The following is a 15,562-nucleotide window of genomic DNA, read 5'->3' as shown; positions in this document are numbered from 1 at the left end:
CCTCACAGTTTTTCGATGATCCAAAAAAGTTTGGACAGAAAGAAATCACCAACTAAGATCAAGATGGATGAAACAACGACGGCCTTCGTCGTGGCAATACCAACCTCTTTCGTTCCATTTTTGACTTTCAGCCCGAAGTAACAGGCAGGAATCGAAATGAAGAGTGCAAAAAAGAAGGTTTTTCCAAAACCGCTTAGATAGTCTCCGATTTTGGAAGTCGTCAGTACTTTTTGAAGATAAAAATTGGGGTCCAAATTAAGTTCGGCGGCACCGATCACAAGGCCCCCAAGGTTGCCAACAATATTGGCCATGGCAACTAATAACGGTAGAGTGATAAGGCAGGCGATAACTCGTGGGACCACAATCACTTTTGTTGGCGAAGTGCCAAGAGCTCGGATCGCATCGATTTGCTGAGTCACTGTCATCGAGCCAATTTCTGAAGCAATTCCAGCGCCGACCCGGGCGGCTAACATAAGCGAAGTGAAAACCGGGCCCATTTCGCGCAAGATAGTTACGGCCATTAATTTGGGGACGTAAAATTTTCCGCCAAATTTTTCAAGGCCTAAGCCGAATTGCAAAGACATTACCATTCCGGTAAAGCCAGCAGTTATAAGAACCAATGGTAAAGACCGCATTCCTATTTGGTAGATTTGTTCTACTAAGAGCTTCCAATAAAATTTACCAATGAATGTTTCTTGCAATACTTCCTTAGTAAGTAGGCCTACGCCCCCAATGAAGTAAAGAGACTCGATGATAAATAAAGTTAAAGGAAGTTGAGCCAAGTTCATGGGGCTTTAAACTCCTTTAAAAAGTCCTGAAAGGTATTTTTATCAGCCTCAAAGTTTTTCGATTGGCCAGACAGTGTGATTACGTAGTTGCAGGCGTTCTTTTTAAATATCATCGAAGCTAATTTGACCGGAATCCCGTCAATTTTACCGGTGACTTCGCTCCATAGGGCCTCGCGGTCGTTAAACATGAGCTTTTTTGATTCTTGGTTGTCGGTTTCTTGCATGGCTGACTCTAGTTCGGATTGAAGGCTTTCAAGGCTAGGATCGTTGCCTCCACATTCCGAAAGAACTGAAATCAAGTTGTTGGTTTTTTTATTTTTCCATGTTTTGTCGCCATATTTTTCGGCGATGGGGTCAAACCCATGTCCTGGTTCTTTATATACGATTCCCTTAGCTGGTGTACCTTTTGAGGAAGTTGGCAAATTGACTGATACACAAGCCAATAGGTTCATCAAAAAAATAATCAGAACTGTCAGTAGGGTTTTCGATGATGTCATTTTATTTTGCCTTCATGCTGTTAACTCGAAAGTTGAAAATTCCATTTTCTAATTCGGCAGTTACAGCATTTTTTATTAGGTCTGGGTGATGAAGACTGGACCAATGTCGAATGTCAGAAATTTGTCTGATATGACAGAAATCCAATGGAGTTTTTTGCCCAGCTTGAAGATATTGCCCAGTGAGCCTAGAAAACCCCTCAAAAAGGCTTGGCATTGGAAATGCATAGCTTTTGTTTGGGCGAGATATGTTCAAGGAGTGAACATTGAAATTACTAGGATTGTTGTCGGCGTTCTTATTCCTGTCTAACTTTACTTTTTCTGCGGCGGTTGCTGCAGAAATTGGTGGAAGCATTTCTTTTCAAGGGGACACTGTTCATCTTGAAATGTCTGGACGTTCGAACTGGACCTATGACGTAAAGAAAATTCAGCGCAATGGGAAATACGTCATGCAAATGTCGATCGAGCCCATTTCTGATGTACTGGTAAAGCAACTTGAATCTTTTAAAAGTGCCTACGTAACTTCAGTCAAGGTCGATAAACTAGGTCAAGATGGAAAGTACAATATAGAGTTCGTACTTTCTGCAAATAACATTGAGGCTTTTGATTATTTGACGGATTCGCCCTCGCGTTTGATTGTTGATTTCTATCCAGACCCAAATACTCCGATTGAAACACCTAAAAAATCTGCGCTTAAAGAAAAAGCGAGTAATAACAACGTAGAGTCTAGCGAGGAAACCGTTACATCTTTAGAATCCACAACTGTGTCCAAGGGTAAAGAGAAGCCCCGAAAGCCTGCAACAACCGATGTACTAGTGGTGGCTGATGGTCAAAAAGAGCCAAGTAAAGAAGTACGGTCGGGTATTTTTGATGGCGGTGATCCTGATTATGAGCGCTTTACAGTTAAAGATTACGAAATCAAAGATGAAGCATTGATCGCAAGTCAGGACAATTACTATATTCCATTCCCGATGGTAATGGCGGAATCTGAAACTTGGGAAAAAGTAAAGATTGCACCAACTTTATTCGAGATTAAGCCTAAAGATACTGAAGAAAACAAAATGGCTCGTCTGTTGATGACTCTTTTTGAAAAGAAGCGTCCTTTAGTATTTTTGAAAACTGTAAAGTGGTTTCACGAAAGGTATCCTCAGTCTGAATATAAAGAAATGATAGAGTTTATGACTGCGGATGTGCAGTTTTCGCTATGGGAAGAGAAGCATTCTCCAGCGGACTACGATCAGGCAATGTTGGCATATAAAAAACTTGTTCAAAAGTATCCGACCAATCCCTTGAGTGAAAGAATATCAGTTCGACTTGGCTACATTGCTCTTGAAAGAAAAGATGCAGTAGCAGCTCTTCGCTATTTTAATGATCATATTGGAAATCCGAACTTTAAAGACACTAGCTTGTCCAAAGATTTGGCCCGACTTGGCACCGGCTTAGCTTTCCATACTTTGAATCGCTATGATGATGCATTTAAGATTTATGATGACGTCGAGAAGACCTCTAAATATAAAGATATTCAAGTCGAAGCCGCTTATCGAAAAGGTGATGTCTATACTCAAAAGGGCGATTTTTTAAAGAATATGCCGGAAGAACATCGTCAGGCTTGGGCTACTGCAGTCAAAGAATATCAAATCGCCCAAAAGAAGTTTCCGGAGGCGCGAACTAGCTTTCCAAATGCTGACTACAACCAAGCCGAAGCGTTCTTCTGGCAAAAAAAATATCCACAGGCTTTGGATGCTTATAGAGACTTTGTAAAAAGATTCCCCTCACATGAACATGCCCCATTTGCTATGACCCGAATCGGCGAGTTGATGGAAATTCTAGGCGCGGATTCGTCTCGGGTGATGGGGGCGTATCTAGAGACCTACTTCCGCTATGGTGAAAGCTCTCAGGCCGCAATCGCTCGAATGCGTATGTTATCCGCTAAAATGAAAGGCATGAAGCCCAAAGAGGCTGATGCGGCAATGAAAGAGATTACTACTTTATCCAAAAAGCTAGATCTTCCAGAGATGCCTCAGTTCACAACGGTGGTGATTGCAGATGGATTGACCTCGCGTAAAGAATATGAAAAAGCGGCTGACAATTTGATTAAGTACTATCAAGCCAATCCCGTTACCGCAGATCGTAAGTTACTTACGAAGAGAATTGTAAATAACATCAACAGTCGGATCGTGGATCTGGTTGAGGACGGTCAATTTATTTCTGCCCTAAAGACTCATAGTGACTACTGGGACAAATGGTTAAAAAATTCCGAGCGTTTAGATACGAAGTTCTATATCGGTAAAGCATTTGAAGATGCAGGTGTTGATAAGCAAGCCGAGGATTATTACAAAGAAGTTTTGAATAGAAGTTATTCCCTAAAAGGCAGCAAGGCCGAAAAAGAGCTGGCGATCGTTGAAAAGATTCCTTCGGAAGATCGCCTTAGCTTGCGTTTAGCTAGCGTTTATGAAAAGCAAAATAAGATGAAGCAGTCTTATGACATGCTTAAAAATATCAAACAGCCGGAAAAGATGTCAGAGCTCGAGCAAATCGAGCGTGTGGGTTTAGCAGTTCGTTTGCTTGAAAATAGGGGCGAAAATGAATCCGCGATCCGTTATCTGACAGAATTGTTAAAAACATGGAAGGGGCAGCCAAGTCTGGTGGCGGGGCCATTTTTGAAGTTGGCTGAATTAGAAGCTAAAACTGGGCGCTTCGAGGATGCCATCAAGTCACTGGATCGTATCGATGTCATGATGAAAGACTCAAATAAAGTTGATGAATCTATTCACTTGGCATCACTTCAAAAGAAAGCCGAAATTTTGTTCGGTCAAGGTAAGAGCCAGCAAGTTATTCCGGTTTATGAATCGATGCTTGAACGTTACGAAGCTAAAAAATCACTGGGATCGATTCGTTATAAGCTCGGTGAAATATATTTTGCTAAAGGTGATTTAGCCAAGGCCGCCAACACTTGGAAAGACTTTAAGGGTGATAAATCCAAGTTTTGGCAAGATCTTGCACAAGAGAAATTAAAAGATGCCGAGTGGGCAGATGGATATAAGAAATATATAAAACGCATTCCAGCTATGAGTGAAAGCGAAGAAAGCCAATAGGAGTAAATGACAGGATGTCTTACTTTGATTTCGATGCGATGACATTTAAAGACGACGACATGAGAAAAGTGGTAGCATTGGCTCGCCAACTCTCTGGATCTGCAGCTACGATTTTACTGCGTGGTGAATCTGGAACTGGCAAGACTTGCTTGGCCCGATATATTCACGAAAAGAGTCGACGATCTGTATTAATTCATCTGGATTGCAAAACAATCCATGAACTGCCTTCATTAGAAGGAAAAAACTTGGCGCAAATCACGGTGCTTCTTGAAGACGTAGATTCAGCATCAACAAGTTTGCAGACGGCCTTGGTCGCCTTGTTTGAACGAAGCGAAAACTTAAGGCCTCGCATCATTGCGAGCTCGCGACGTGACTTAAAACAGTTGGTAAAAACCGAAAGCTTTAAGCCTGAACTTTTCTATCGTTTGGCGGTCATCCAACTTGTAATTCCAAGTCTTCAAGAGCGAGTTCAGGACTTTTCGGATATTTGCCAATTTGTCGTCGACGTTCATTCGATCATGCATGGTAAGGGTGGAGTTAAGATTTCTACTGATGCTTTGAAAAAACTTCAGACTTGGCCTTGGCCAGGTAACCTACGTGAGTTGGAAAGTGTTTTAGAAAGAGCAGTAATATTGGCTCAGTCAGGCATGATCACTGATGATTTGGTCCAGTTCGAGCAGTTTAACGGAGAAATCGCCTTCGATTTTATCCCCGGCATGTCCCTTTCTGAGGTCGAGAAGCGTCTTATCCTACAGACGTTGGAATTAACGTCGCAGAACCGGACCAAGGCGGCGCAATTGTTGGGCATTAGTATTCGAACATTAAGAAATAAACTTAACGAATATCGATTGGAGGGTTCACTATGAGTGACTTATTTGGCAAGACCATAAACGGCCTGGCGACCTCGCTGAGCATGCGCCAGATGCGACAAACGGTTCTTCAATCGAATATTGCGAATGCCGAGACTCCTGGCTATCACGCTCAAAAAATGGATTTTGAAGATGCCTTGGGTCGCGCGATGGACCTTGATGGCATGAATGCACTTTCAACTTCTGATAAGAGTCACTTTGCTTTGGGACGCATTTCTTCGGTGAAAGAGCGACCAGAAATTTATGAAAATCCCGATGTGGTAGCAAATAACGACGGGAATACTGTGGATTTGGAAAAGGAAATGGCAGCATTGACTGAAAACGCCATTCTTTATAAGTCGGCCTTACAGCTGATCAATAAGAAGATGGCTGCTCTGAAGTATGCGGCGACCGATGGTCGATAGTAATTAATTGAATTATTTAAAAGGGAGCTAGGATGGCTGACTTTTTAACGGGAATGAGAATCGCAAGTAGTGGTATGGCCGCACAAAGAATGCGGATGAACACTATTTCATCTAACATTGCTAACATTAATACGACTCAAACGGCAGAGGGGGGACCTTACCGTCGTAAAGACGTCATTTTTCAAGCAATGCCTGATGCAAAGAACTTTGGCGAAATTGTCTCGGCGACATCGCCTAATGGTCATTATCAGAGGGTCCAAGTGACAGATGTGGTCCAGGATCAAAAAGCTCCTTTGATGAAATATGAGCCCAATCACCCAGATGCAAATGCTGACGGGTTTGTTGCCTATCCCAATATCAATTTGATGGAAGAAATGACCAATATGATACAGGCGACTCGCTCTTACGAGGCTAACGTCTCGGCTTTGCAGGCCTCGAAGGATATGGCTTTAAGTGCGCTGGAAATTGGAAGATAATAATAGATATCGCTAGGATGGCGATTTTAAAGGCAAGGACGCAATGGCAGGTTTTACAGTTTCAAACTCCAACAAGTTTTTAGATACAGGCTCGATTGATGCCCAATCGATGCGTATCGAAAATGGTACGACAGGTTCGGTTGCTGAAGCGGGAAAAAGTTTCGCTGATACTTTGTCCGATGCAATTGGTAACGTCAATCAGCTTCACAAAGTGGCGGATAAAAAATCCGAGATGCTAGCAACGGGTAAGACAGATGATGTTGCCGATGTGATGATTGCGGCTGAAAAAGCAGACATCGCTTTGAAAGTCATGGTGCAAGTACGTAACAAGGTGATTGATGCGTACAATGAAATCATGAAGATGCAGGTTTGATAGTTAATTTAGCTTAAGGGACGAGGGGTATTCCTTTGGGAAAAATATTTGGTGGTTTAATAATTCAGTTTCGCGAGTTCTTCAAAAATCTTGGTCCGACCAAGAGACTCGCTGTTATTTCCGTTTCGCTTATCGCGGTGGTTACCGTTGTTACGATGGTCTTCATGGTGTCTGGAAAAGACTATGTCCCATTGTTTACAAATATTCCATCAGATCAGGCGTCGGTCATCGTTGCAAAGTTGAATGAAAAAAATATCCCGTTCAATTTGAAGGATGATGGAAAGACCATTGCGATCCCTAAAGATCTTTTGCATTCAACTCAAATGACTTTAATGTCCGAAATTGGTTCGCCTAAAATGGGTAACATTGGTCTTGAGATCTTTGAAAAGCAAGATTTTGGAATCAATTCCTATGCTCAAAAGATCAATTATCAAAGAGCCCTGCAGGGCGAATTGATGCGCGCGATTAACACGTTGTCTGCGGTGAAACAGTCTAAAGTTATTTTAGCGATGCCAAACAAAAAGACCTTTCTTGAAGAAGGCAACAAAGCCTCCGCTTCGGTAGTTGTCGAGCTTCATCAAGGTAAAGAGCTTTCTCAGGATCAAATCCGAGGTATTCGTTACCTTGTCGCTAATGCTGTTGAAGGACTGGATGCTGATCGAGTCACTGTCTTGGACGATCGAGGCAAGATTTTAACAAAACAGTATGATGGCACAACAGCAGGATCTAATGAGCTGATGGAGCTTAAAGAAAAAGTCGAAGCCGAGCTTGAACAGCGTATCGAGCAAATGCTTACTAAAGTTGTGGGTCATGCTAAAGTGGTGGCTCAGGTAGATGCGACTTTAAATCATAGAATTATTTCTTCCGTTGAAGAGTCTGTGGATCCAGAGAAAACGGCAATTCGGTCTCAACAATCTGAAGAAGAGTCCTTGGATGGTTCACGCACGAATCCATCAGGTGTTCCGGGGGCCCGATCTAATGTGCCTGGTGCCGACGATGGAACATCAGTAGGTTTCAAACAGGATGTTAAAAAGGAAATCAAAACAACAAATTACGAAGTTCCTAAGACTGTTCGAAACATCAAAGAGTCCGCGGGTAATCTAGAAAGACTTTCTGTTGCGGTTGTCGTAGATGGCGTAACAATTAATACAACAAAAGAAGACGGAAGTGTTGAGTCCAAGTGGAATCCTCGGTCAGCGGAAGAGCTTAAAAAGTACGAAGACCTTGTTAAAAATGCGATTGGCTTTAGTGCGAATCGTGGGGACTCGGTCCGAATTGAAAATATTCAGTTCCAGCCCGAGGATTTTTCAGAGGCCGAGAGATTGTTAACAAACTTGGAAAGAAAAAAACTTATCCATGCGTTGTTTAAGTGGGCGCTACTTGGGTTTTCATTGGCCTTATTCTTCTTTATCGTGGTTCGTCCATTCATGCAGTGGATTACGGATTCTTTCCAGGATTCGGTCGAGGAAATGTTGCCACGTACTATCGAGGAATTGGAAGAGCTGCAATCTGTTGATAATACCCTTCCAGGGATGTCGACAGCCTTGCCAGTCCTTCAGGAATCAATTGACCCAGAGAAAGCCGAATCCGAGCTTCTTAAGGATCGCATCATGACGATCATGGGCAAAGACGAAGAAAAAGCAGCCAATGCCTTTGGTATGTGGCTAGTAAGAAAGGATATGTAACATGAAACTACATAAGCCTGAGGTTATTGAATACGAACAACTGAAGGGTTTTGATAAGGCCGCAATCCTTATTAACTACCTTGGTACAGACGCAGTAAAAGTTTTACTAAAGCATATGGATGATGCCGACATTCGTAAGTTGATCAATCAGATGAACAAACTTCGCATTGTCCCAGTACATGTTACAAAACGTGTCCTAGAAGAATACTACGAAATGATTTCTGAATCTGAAGATTACATCTTTTCAGAACAGATTTCAGCCAAAGATACGATTGTTGATGCTTTAGGTGAAGAGCGCGCCCGAGGAATCTTGGGTGGTTTGAATATAACGGCGGGATCAAACAGATCATTAGAATCTTTAGAGATGGTTGATGCGAAGTCATTAGCCACGTTCTTGGTGAACGAACACCCGCAGACTGTCGCAGTTATTTTAGCCCATCTAGAGCCCGAGAAAAAAGGCGAGGTTCTTAAGCGGCTTCCAGAAGCACTTCAGGCTGAAGTCGTTCTGAGAATGGCGAACTTGGAACACGTGGATCCAGAGCTCATCGCAGAGATTGATCGCGTTCTTAAGCATCAGCTTGCAAATACTGCCACAGTTGAACAAGCCGCACTGGGTGGAGTCCAGCCAGTTGCTGAGATGCTCAACGTTATGGATAAGAATACGGAATCGGCGATTATGTCTCGCTTGGAAGAAAAGGATCCATTGTTAGCCGAAGAGATCCGCAAATTGATGTTCGTATTTGATGACATTGTTAAAATTGATGATCGCGGTATTCAATCTCTTCTTAAAGAAGTGCCTAATGATAAGTTGTTATTGGCACTTAAAACTTCAAGCGAAGAGATTCGTGCGAAGATCTTTAAGAATCTTTCCGGTCGTGCGGCAGAAATGCTTAAAGAAGATCTTTCAAGCATGGGACCATCAAGATTGTCAGATGTTGAGTCCGCTCAACAAGAGATTGTCAACGTGGCTCGTCGTTTAGAGGCTGAAGGAAAGATCCTAATTGCAAGAGGTGGTTCGGAAGATGCCATGGTCTAAAGCTGTTTTACCTAAGGAAGTTGCTGAAAAGTCAGTTCTGTCTTATGTACCGACTCAAATCAATTTGGGGACGCCTCAGCAGGCATTGGACTATTTGCTTGAAAAGCAAAAGGGTTCTGATTTCCGTATGAGTGAGCCGATGCGAGTCCAGACTGGTATCGCAGAGATCGAAGAGGCAGACTCGCAAGAAAAAATCGACGAAGCGGCTTTACAAAAGCTTCAAGAAATTCAGGAAGCGGCTTATCAAGAGGCTTACCAACTAGGTATGGATGAAGGAAAGCAAACGGCCTTTCAGCATCATTCGTCAGAAATTTCAGCACGTCTTGACGAGTTTGACAGATTGCTAGGAACACTCGGAGAACTTAAAAAAGAGCTTTTAGCTTATAACGAAGCTCATTTAGTTAAGTTACTTTTTCATATGGCTTCGCGAATTGCTCATAAGGAGATCAAAGAAGACCCAATGACAGTAGTCAATGCTTTGCGTGATGCTGTAGCGTTAGCTCAAGACGAGCAAAATATTCTGGTTCGAGTTGCTCAAGAGCAATTTGATTTTTTTGAAGGCTTAAAAAAACAAACAGGCCGAGAATTCGATTTTTTAAGAAAAATTCGATTTGAACCAGCGGCCGAGGTGAATGTCGGTGGCTGTATTGTTGAAACGAATTTTGGTGAAGTCGATGCGCGCATCGAGCAGCGTATTGAAACATTGTGGAACGTCATTCAGGAAAACACTCCTAAAGTAAAAGAAAAGATAGCGGGCTAATGGACGAGCTTCGGTTAGATTTGGATAAGTACGCAAATGTTATTGATTCGGTTCACTTGACCAAAGACTCTGGTAAGGTGACCGAGGTTAACGGTATGCTTATTAAGGGAAATCTTCCCGGCGCAAGCGTTGGTAGTATCGTTGAAATTGCCCCGAGTGGGCACGATCGTACCTTTCTTGCTGAAGTTGTTGGTTTTAAAGATAAAAGTGTTTTGATGATGGCCTTGAACGACATGCGAGGTGTCGGCTTGGGATCTAGAATCACTTTGGCCCGGCAAATAGCGACGGTCAAAGCCGGTGACGCTTTATTGGGACGAGTCGTTGATGGTCTTGGACGGCCCTTAGATGACCTTGGCGAATTAGAAGATTTTCGAGAAGTTCCCTTGTATAGTGAAGTTCGTAATCCATTACAAAGAACGCCCATTCGCACTCCGGTAGATATTGGTGTGCGAGCAATTAATGGGGCATTAACCGTTGGTCGTGGTCAGCGAGTCGCAATTATGGCAGGCTCCGGAGTTGGTAAATCTGTTTTATTAGGTATGATGGCTCGAAATACCGATTCAGACGTGAATGTGATTGCTCTGATTGGTGAGCGGGGACGGGAAGTTCGTGAATTTATCGAGCATGATTTGGGTCCCGAAGGGATGGCGCGCTCGGTTGTGGTTTGCGTAACGAGTGATCAAAGTCCTCTGCTGCGAATGCGCGGGGCTTATGTAGCCACTGCTTTGGCAGAATATTTTTGTGCTCAAGGCAAAAATGTTCTTTTGATGATGGATTCAGTGACTCGATTTGCGATGGCTCAGCGGGAAATTGGCTTATCAACAGGCGAACCTCCTTCTTCAAAAGGATATACACCAAGTGTTTTTGCGACCTTACCTAAACTTTTAGAGCGTGCTGGAGCTTTTGATGGTGAAGGCAGCATTACTGGATTCTATACAACCCTTGTCGAGGGCGATGACATGAATGACCCGATTGGGGATTCAGTGCGAAGTATTGTTGATGGACACATAGTCTTATCAAGATCACTGGCGCAGCGGGGGCATTTTCCCGCGATCGATGTTATGCAATCAGCCAGTCGGGTTATGCGAGCTGTGACGAGTCCCGAACATGCAAAGCTTGCTCAGAAATTGCGTGAAGTTTTAGCGATCTATAAGGATGCGGAAGACCTAATTAACATTGGAGCTTACAAAGCGGGTTCAAATCCAAAGATTGATAAAGCAATTAAGGTTATTGATCAGGTCAACGCGTTTTTGCGTCAGGCCGTTGAAGATCCTACGGATTTTAACTCAACAATTCGAATGTTACAGGGAATTTTAGTTCAATTCTAATTTAGAGGAATCTTGCGGTGCCTAAATTTAAATTTTCTCTGCAGAATGTAATCAAACATCGCAAGGTCAAAGAAGATCTAGCACAAAAGGATTTTATGGAGGCAGTGGCCTTTTTAAGATCGCAAGAAGAAAAATTGCACAGACTCTCTTTAGATCTTAAGAAGTCGTACACTCAGGCCGGTCAATTTATAAGTCAAGGGGGGCCTCAAGGTCCAGCTCTTCAGCAAATAAATGAATTCAAAAAATTACAGGATATTCGTATTGAACTGCAAAGGTCTAAAGTCCGAGAAGCAGAAAAAATAGTCGAGGAGCGAAGGGAAATTTTGCGACTTGCGGCCTTAGATACTAAAATAATAGAGAAGTACCGCGAAAAAAAATTCGAGGACTGGAAATTTGATCAGAAAAAAGCAGAGCAAAACGAAATGGATGAGATGAGTATCCTACGTTTTGAGAGTGGAGAAGCTGAAAAATGAGAAACGGATATGATCAGTTTTTTAAACAGGCTAAACGAGTGGCTGCCACAACAGGGCATCAGCCAAAGCCTGTCCGTTCTCGTCTCGAGGCTCGGCTTTCTGATGAGGAAATTGAAGAGCAATTGCGTTCACGTGCTGGTGTGCAACGCCGAACAAAGAATAAGAAAACGAAGAAGCCATTTCCTTGGATGATGACAATTGTCTCTATCCTTGGGGTGGGTGTTGCATATTGGGGAATGGAAAATTTCGAACTGGTTGAAAAGACTGTGAAGCGCATTGAATTCACGTTGACCGGACAGGTTTATGCGGCGGACTCGGCAACTCCGGCTCCTGCGCCAACTGCGGCCGAGGCGAAAAAAGAGGCTGAAGGGATTTCAGCAGAGGTTGCCAAAGCAGAAGACATCAAAGATCCAAATAAAATAAATGATGATGAACTCAATCACATTGCGCATTTAAATGATAAGAAGAAAGAGTTGGATGCGAAAGAGGAAGAACTTTCGCGGATGGAGCAGGAATTAGCTGCTCAGAAGGTCGAACTAGAAAAAAGAATGAAAGAGCTAGAGGAGATGAGACGTGGTATTTCCTCTGTTCTGGAAGAAAAGGTTAAGGTGGATTCTGAAAAACTGGATACGCTGGTTCAGATGTATACCAATATGAAGCCACCGCAGGCTGCAAAAGTTTTCGAAGAGATGGATGAAGACTTGGCTGTCGAGATTTTAAGTAAAATGAAAAAGAAAAGTGCCGCAGATATTTTGAATTTGTTAAAGCCGGAAAAGGCCAAAACATTCTCGGAAAAATTTGCAGGCTATAGAAGAAAATAAACTAACGATTCTGCAACCAAGGAAGGAGGCAGTTTTGATCAACAACATACTGGTCGGGTCACCCATACAGGGTGCGCCGGGTGTGAAGGTCCCTGATCGGGATTCGAAAGCACCGCCGGGGTCCGACTCGTTCGGGGAAGTCTTAAATGCCAGGACGCAAGATGCGAAAGTACCTGACAGAAAGACGGAAAAAGACGCCAGCAAGGGCGAACCGAAAGAGACTCGAATAGGCCGCGAGCAAAATAAGACAGACTCGGGAAAGAAAGACAAGGCAGAGGCAAGATCTAAAAACGACGAGCCAAAAGCTGAGAAAAATAACGAGAGTGTCGAAACTAAAAGCGCAAAACCAAATAGTAGGAAGCAAGCGATACAAAAATTCATGGACTCATTCGAGAGTGAATTCGGAATACCCTCCACACGACTTGTGGAATCCATCGCAAACTTAAATCCTACCGAACAAGAAATGACGCCTGAAGACACAGCTCAGGAAGTCATTGGAGATTTGGGACTTGATAAAGAGTCCGAGCAACGAGCTATGCAGATGTATGCGGGGCTGTTGGCGGATTTGAAGTCTCAGCCAATGGTTATTCCTGTGCCGCTAGAAAATAGCAATGCTTTGGCTGCGCCAAAAATTGAAATCGTGGATTCGAATTCTAATCAAACAGACGCAATGGCGGCTTTGATGGCTAAGTCGAAGTCTTCAGAGGCCTCGGCAAGTGCTGCAACGGCGTCGTCATCGGCGAAGATGCCTGCGTTGTCTGTGGACTCGTTGGCGAAGCTTCAATTGGATTCAGAACTTCAATCTTCGATGGATGCTGCGCAGGAGTTCGATGCTGATGAATTATCAGCAGCTCCGGTGGATTCCGAAGCGATGGTGCCGGAAAATGAATTTGCAAAGCAAGTTCCGAATGCAAAGTTAGAAAGTGCTTTGTCTCAGTTAAAAGCTCCGGTGCAAGAGATGTCACCCTTGGCCTTGGCCGCTTTGATTGCTAAACAGCAGTCAGCAAAAGCGGCCCAGGGTTCAGCTGATTCCTCTATTGAAGGAACGCTCAGCGAAGGGGCGTCGGTTGACGCTAATCAGAGTCCGTCTTCAACCATGGAGGCAATGCTCAAGAATCAATTAAGCAAAGCACAAGGGCAGCAAGAAGCTCCGTTGCAAATGCGCCAGTTGATGGACGAGTATCGTCAGCAAGGTTCTGGTCAGCAATTCAATGGCCAAGCTTCGGCTTCGAAGTCTGCAAATCTTCCTAATGAAAGTAAGGGCGATTTAAAGACATCAGAGTTTAAGTCGACCTTGGATGCTCTATCGCCTCATTTGATGCCATTGAAGACAGATATGGCGAAATTAGAAGGCCCTATTGCTGCGGCGGCAACGGCTGCGACTCTTCAACCGACACCGGCTGATCAAGAGGCCAATATTAAACAAATCTTAAGCCAAGCCCAAATTCTTGTGAAAAAGGGTGGTGGTGAAATGAGCTTAAGAATGAGTCCAGAGGGAATGGGTGAAATTCATTTGAAGGTCCTAATGCAGGACGGAAAAATGAGTATGCAAATGCAAGCCGAGTCTAAGGAAGCGAAACAGGCCATTGAGTCTAGTCTAGCTGAACTAAAAACCAGTCTTGCAGCACACAAATTGTCGATGGATCATGTTAAAGTGGATGTTGTAAGTTCGACGAATACTGAGAACTCTACGAACAACCAGATGAATATGAATTCACAGGGTGGACAAGACCAGGCGAAGAAGTTTTGGAATAGCTTCAACGAAAACTTTGGATCGAATGCGAAAAGAGAGTCATTTTTCAATTCGCCTAATTCGACCGGTTATGGAAGCAAAAAAACCAATCCACTTCAGCCCATTGAAACTTCAGAACGATCTTCCGTTCGTGCAGTTTCAGGTCGCGGACAAGGTTTGAATTTAGTCGCATAACTTTAGAGGAGGCCAAGGATGGCAACAGTACAGGCAAAACAAGGTGTCAACGCATTCGGAGCTATGTCGGAAAAGCCGACGAGTGCAGCATCATCACCCTCGAATTTAACACCTCAACAGCTACAGCAGTTGGGTGGAGAGAACGTCGGTGAGGTTTTAAATAAACTTGCTGATGCTAACTATGTGGATCCTTCAAAAAAGACTCGGGCCGTCGGTAGTGATAAGCTGGATAAAGATGCTTTCTTTAAGCTGATGCTTGCGCAAATGAAAAACCAAGATCCTACAAATCCACTAAAGTCACACGAGATGGCCGCACAGCTTGCGAACTTCTCTTCACTCGAGCAGATGCAGAACATGAACTCAACAATGACTGAAATTAAGAATGGTCAAAAGCCTCAAGAGGCTTTCCAGGCTTTAAATTTGATTGGTAAGTCAGTGGCAGGAGACTCTGCAAAATTGACTCGTATGAAGGGCGATACAAATCATGATTTCAGATTTACTCTTCCAGCGGACGCTGCAGAGTTTTCTTTGAAGGTTCGTGATGCATCTGGGACTGTTGTAAAAACTCTTGATGCGAAAGCATTAAAGGCCGGAGAAAATAAACTTACTTGGAACGGTCAAGACGAGAGAGGAAATGCAACAGCTGCTGGAGAATATCAATTCTTTGCAGAGGCAAAAGATGGCGCAGGCAAGAAGCTAGAAGTAAAAACATCTTTTGATGGATTGATCACGGGAGTGAACTTTGGTGCAGAAGGACCTGTACTTGTGGTGGGGAATCAGACAGTCAAATGGCGAGATGTGAAGAAGATCACAGACCCAAGTCTACTGAAGAACGACCAGAAAATTAATAACATTGAAACACAAGACTTGAAAAAAGATAACGCAACAGGCGAAACTCAAATCAAGGGGAATGTAGAGCAAGCAAAAGCCGCCCCTGAGGCTCCTGTAGCGGATGTATCAAACATCATGGATTCGGTGGGGTTAAGCCGAGAGATGATGGAACAAGTCGCGAAAGAGACACAAGGCGGTTAGT

The 15,562-nt window shown here is 43.5% G+C and carries 15 protein-coding genes; 13 read left to right on the top strand and 2 right to left on the bottom strand.

The genetic code is table 11. The features are described from left to right. Positions 1-2: 2 nt before the first annotated feature. Together AC04MN_RS03300 and AC04MN_RS03295 are read right to left on the bottom strand one after the other, a co-directional pair. Positions 3-788 (bottom strand): MlaE family ABC transporter permease, encoded by a 786-nt coding sequence (locus AC04MN_RS03300; RefSeq protein ID WP_475381762.1) that lies wholly within the window; start codon positions 786-788, stop codon positions 3-5. After that, positions 785-1,285 carry a hypothetical protein gene (locus tag AC04MN_RS03295; protein WP_475381761.1) on the bottom strand — a complete coding sequence of 167 codons (501 nt, stop codon included), beginning with the start codon at positions 1,283-1,285 and terminating at the stop codon, positions 785-787. The genes AC04MN_RS03300 and AC04MN_RS03295 overlap by 4 nt, the downstream gene beginning before the upstream one ends. A 263-nt stretch (positions 1,286-1,548) precedes the next feature. On the opposite strand from AC04MN_RS03295, the gene AC04MN_RS03290 reads away from it, so the two are divergent. Genes AC04MN_RS03290 through AC04MN_RS03230 form a run of 13 tightly spaced genes read left to right on the top strand, consistent with a single transcriptional unit; the run spans position 1,549 to position 15,561 of the window. Next, the gene (locus AC04MN_RS03290) at positions 1,549-4,377 is read left to right on the top strand and encodes a tetratricopeptide repeat protein (protein ID WP_475381760.1); all 2,829 of its coding nucleotides are present in this window, start codon (positions 1,549-1,551) and stop codon (positions 4,375-4,377) included. A gap of 14 nt (positions 4,378-4,391) precedes the next feature. Next, complete coding sequence (locus tag AC04MN_RS03285; RefSeq protein WP_475381759.1) at positions 4,392-5,243, top strand: sigma 54-interacting transcriptional regulator; 852 nt, start codon at positions 4,392-4,394, stop codon at positions 5,241-5,243. Next, positions 5,240-5,650: a flagellar basal body rod protein FlgB gene (gene flgB / locus AC04MN_RS03280; RefSeq protein ID WP_475381758.1), complete on the top strand. Its 411-nt coding sequence runs from the start codon at positions 5,240-5,242 to the stop codon at positions 5,648-5,650. Before AC04MN_RS03285 ends, flgB begins: the two co-directional genes overlap by 4 nt. 32 nt (positions 5,651-5,682) lie before the next feature. Beyond that, positions 5,683-6,126, top strand: coding sequence for a flagellar basal body rod protein FlgC (gene flgC / locus AC04MN_RS03275; RefSeq protein WP_475381757.1), 444 nt, complete (start codon positions 5,683-5,685; stop codon positions 6,124-6,126). Positions 6,127-6,169: 43 nt separating this feature from the next. Then, on the top strand, positions 6,170-6,499 hold the full coding sequence (fliE, locus tag AC04MN_RS03270) for a flagellar hook-basal body complex protein FliE (protein WP_475381756.1): 330 nt from the start codon (positions 6,170-6,172) through the stop codon (positions 6,497-6,499). Between the two features lie 35 nt (positions 6,500-6,534). Further along, on the top strand, positions 6,535-8,184 hold the full coding sequence (fliF, locus tag AC04MN_RS03265) for a flagellar basal-body MS-ring/collar protein FliF (protein ID WP_475381755.1): 1,650 nt from the start codon (positions 6,535-6,537) through the stop codon (positions 8,182-8,184). A gap of 1 nt (position 8,185) precedes the next feature. Further along, positions 8,186-9,220 carry a flagellar motor switch protein FliG gene (gene fliG / locus AC04MN_RS03260; RefSeq protein WP_475381754.1) on the top strand — a complete coding sequence of 345 codons (1,035 nt, stop codon included), beginning with the start codon at positions 8,186-8,188 and terminating at the stop codon, positions 9,218-9,220. Beyond that, positions 9,207-9,980 carry a FliH/SctL family protein gene (locus tag AC04MN_RS03255; RefSeq protein ID WP_475381753.1) on the top strand — a complete coding sequence of 258 codons (774 nt, stop codon included), beginning with the start codon at positions 9,207-9,209 and terminating at the stop codon, positions 9,978-9,980. Before fliG ends, AC04MN_RS03255 begins: the two co-directional genes overlap by 14 nt. After that, the gene (locus AC04MN_RS03250; protein ID WP_475381752.1) at positions 9,980-11,308 is read left to right on the top strand and encodes a FliI/YscN family ATPase; all 1,329 of its coding nucleotides are present in this window, start codon (positions 9,980-9,982) and stop codon (positions 11,306-11,308) included. The genes AC04MN_RS03255 and AC04MN_RS03250 overlap by 1 nt, the downstream gene beginning before the upstream one ends. 17 nt (positions 11,309-11,325) lie before the next feature. Further along, a complete protein-coding gene (gene fliJ, locus AC04MN_RS03245; RefSeq protein ID WP_475381751.1) occupies positions 11,326-11,781 on the top strand; it encodes a flagellar export protein FliJ in 456 nt (151 codons plus the stop codon). Then, positions 11,778-12,602, top strand: a complete 825-nt coding sequence (locus AC04MN_RS03240) for a MotE family protein (RefSeq protein ID WP_475381750.1) — start codon at positions 11,778-11,780, stop codon at positions 12,600-12,602. Before fliJ ends, AC04MN_RS03240 begins: the two co-directional genes overlap by 4 nt. Before the next feature lie 34 nt (positions 12,603-12,636). Beyond that, positions 12,637-14,529 (top strand): flagellar hook-length control protein FliK, encoded by a 1,893-nt coding sequence (locus tag AC04MN_RS03235; protein WP_475381749.1) that lies wholly within the window; start codon positions 12,637-12,639, stop codon positions 14,527-14,529. Positions 14,530-14,547: 18 nt separating this feature from the next. Beyond that, a complete protein-coding gene (locus AC04MN_RS03230) occupies positions 14,548-15,561 on the top strand; it encodes a flagellar hook assembly protein FlgD (RefSeq protein ID WP_475381748.1) in 1,014 nt (337 codons plus the stop codon). Position 15,562 lies beyond the last annotated feature (1 nt).

This window comes from Bdellovibrio sp. ZFWA1, assembly GCF_056175665.1.
This window is presented reverse-complemented; position numbering and strand designations above follow the sequence as displayed.

What these genes read in the sequence shown, in the direction of transcription:
- flgC (WP_475381757.1), top strand. Translation starts at nt 5,683, where the DNA reads ATGGCTGACTTTTTAACGGGAATGAGAATCGCAAGTAGTGGTATGGCC.
- flgB (WP_475381758.1), top strand. Translation starts at nt 5,240, where the DNA reads ATGAGTGACTTATTTGGCAAGACCATAAACGGCCTGGCGACCTCGCTG.
- AC04MN_RS03285 (WP_475381759.1), top strand. Translation starts at nt 4,392, where the DNA reads ATGTCTTACTTTGATTTCGATGCGATGACATTTAAAGACGACGACATG.
- fliE (WP_475381756.1), top strand. Translation starts at nt 6,170, where the DNA reads ATGGCAGGTTTTACAGTTTCAAACTCCAACAAGTTTTTAGATACAGGC.
- AC04MN_RS03255 (WP_475381753.1), top strand. Translation starts at nt 9,207, where the DNA reads ATGCCATGGTCTAAAGCTGTTTTACCTAAGGAAGTTGCTGAAAAGTCA.
- AC04MN_RS03250 (WP_475381752.1), top strand. Translation starts at nt 9,980, where the DNA reads ATGGACGAGCTTCGGTTAGATTTGGATAAGTACGCAAATGTTATTGAT.
- AC04MN_RS03240 (WP_475381750.1), top strand. Translation starts at nt 11,778, where the DNA reads ATGAGAAACGGATATGATCAGTTTTTTAAACAGGCTAAACGAGTGGCT.
- AC04MN_RS03295 (WP_475381761.1), bottom strand. Translation starts at nt 1,285, where the DNA reads ATGACATCATCGAAAACCCTACTGACAGTTCTGATTATTTTTTTGATG.
- AC04MN_RS03230 (WP_475381748.1), top strand. Translation starts at nt 14,548, where the DNA reads ATGGCAACAGTACAGGCAAAACAAGGTGTCAACGCATTCGGAGCTATG.
- AC04MN_RS03300 (WP_475381762.1), bottom strand. Translation starts at nt 788, where the DNA reads ATGAACTTGGCTCAACTTCCTTTAACTTTATTTATCATCGAGTCTCTT.
- fliG (WP_475381754.1), top strand. Translation starts at nt 8,186, where the DNA reads ATGAAACTACATAAGCCTGAGGTTATTGAATACGAACAACTGAAGGGT.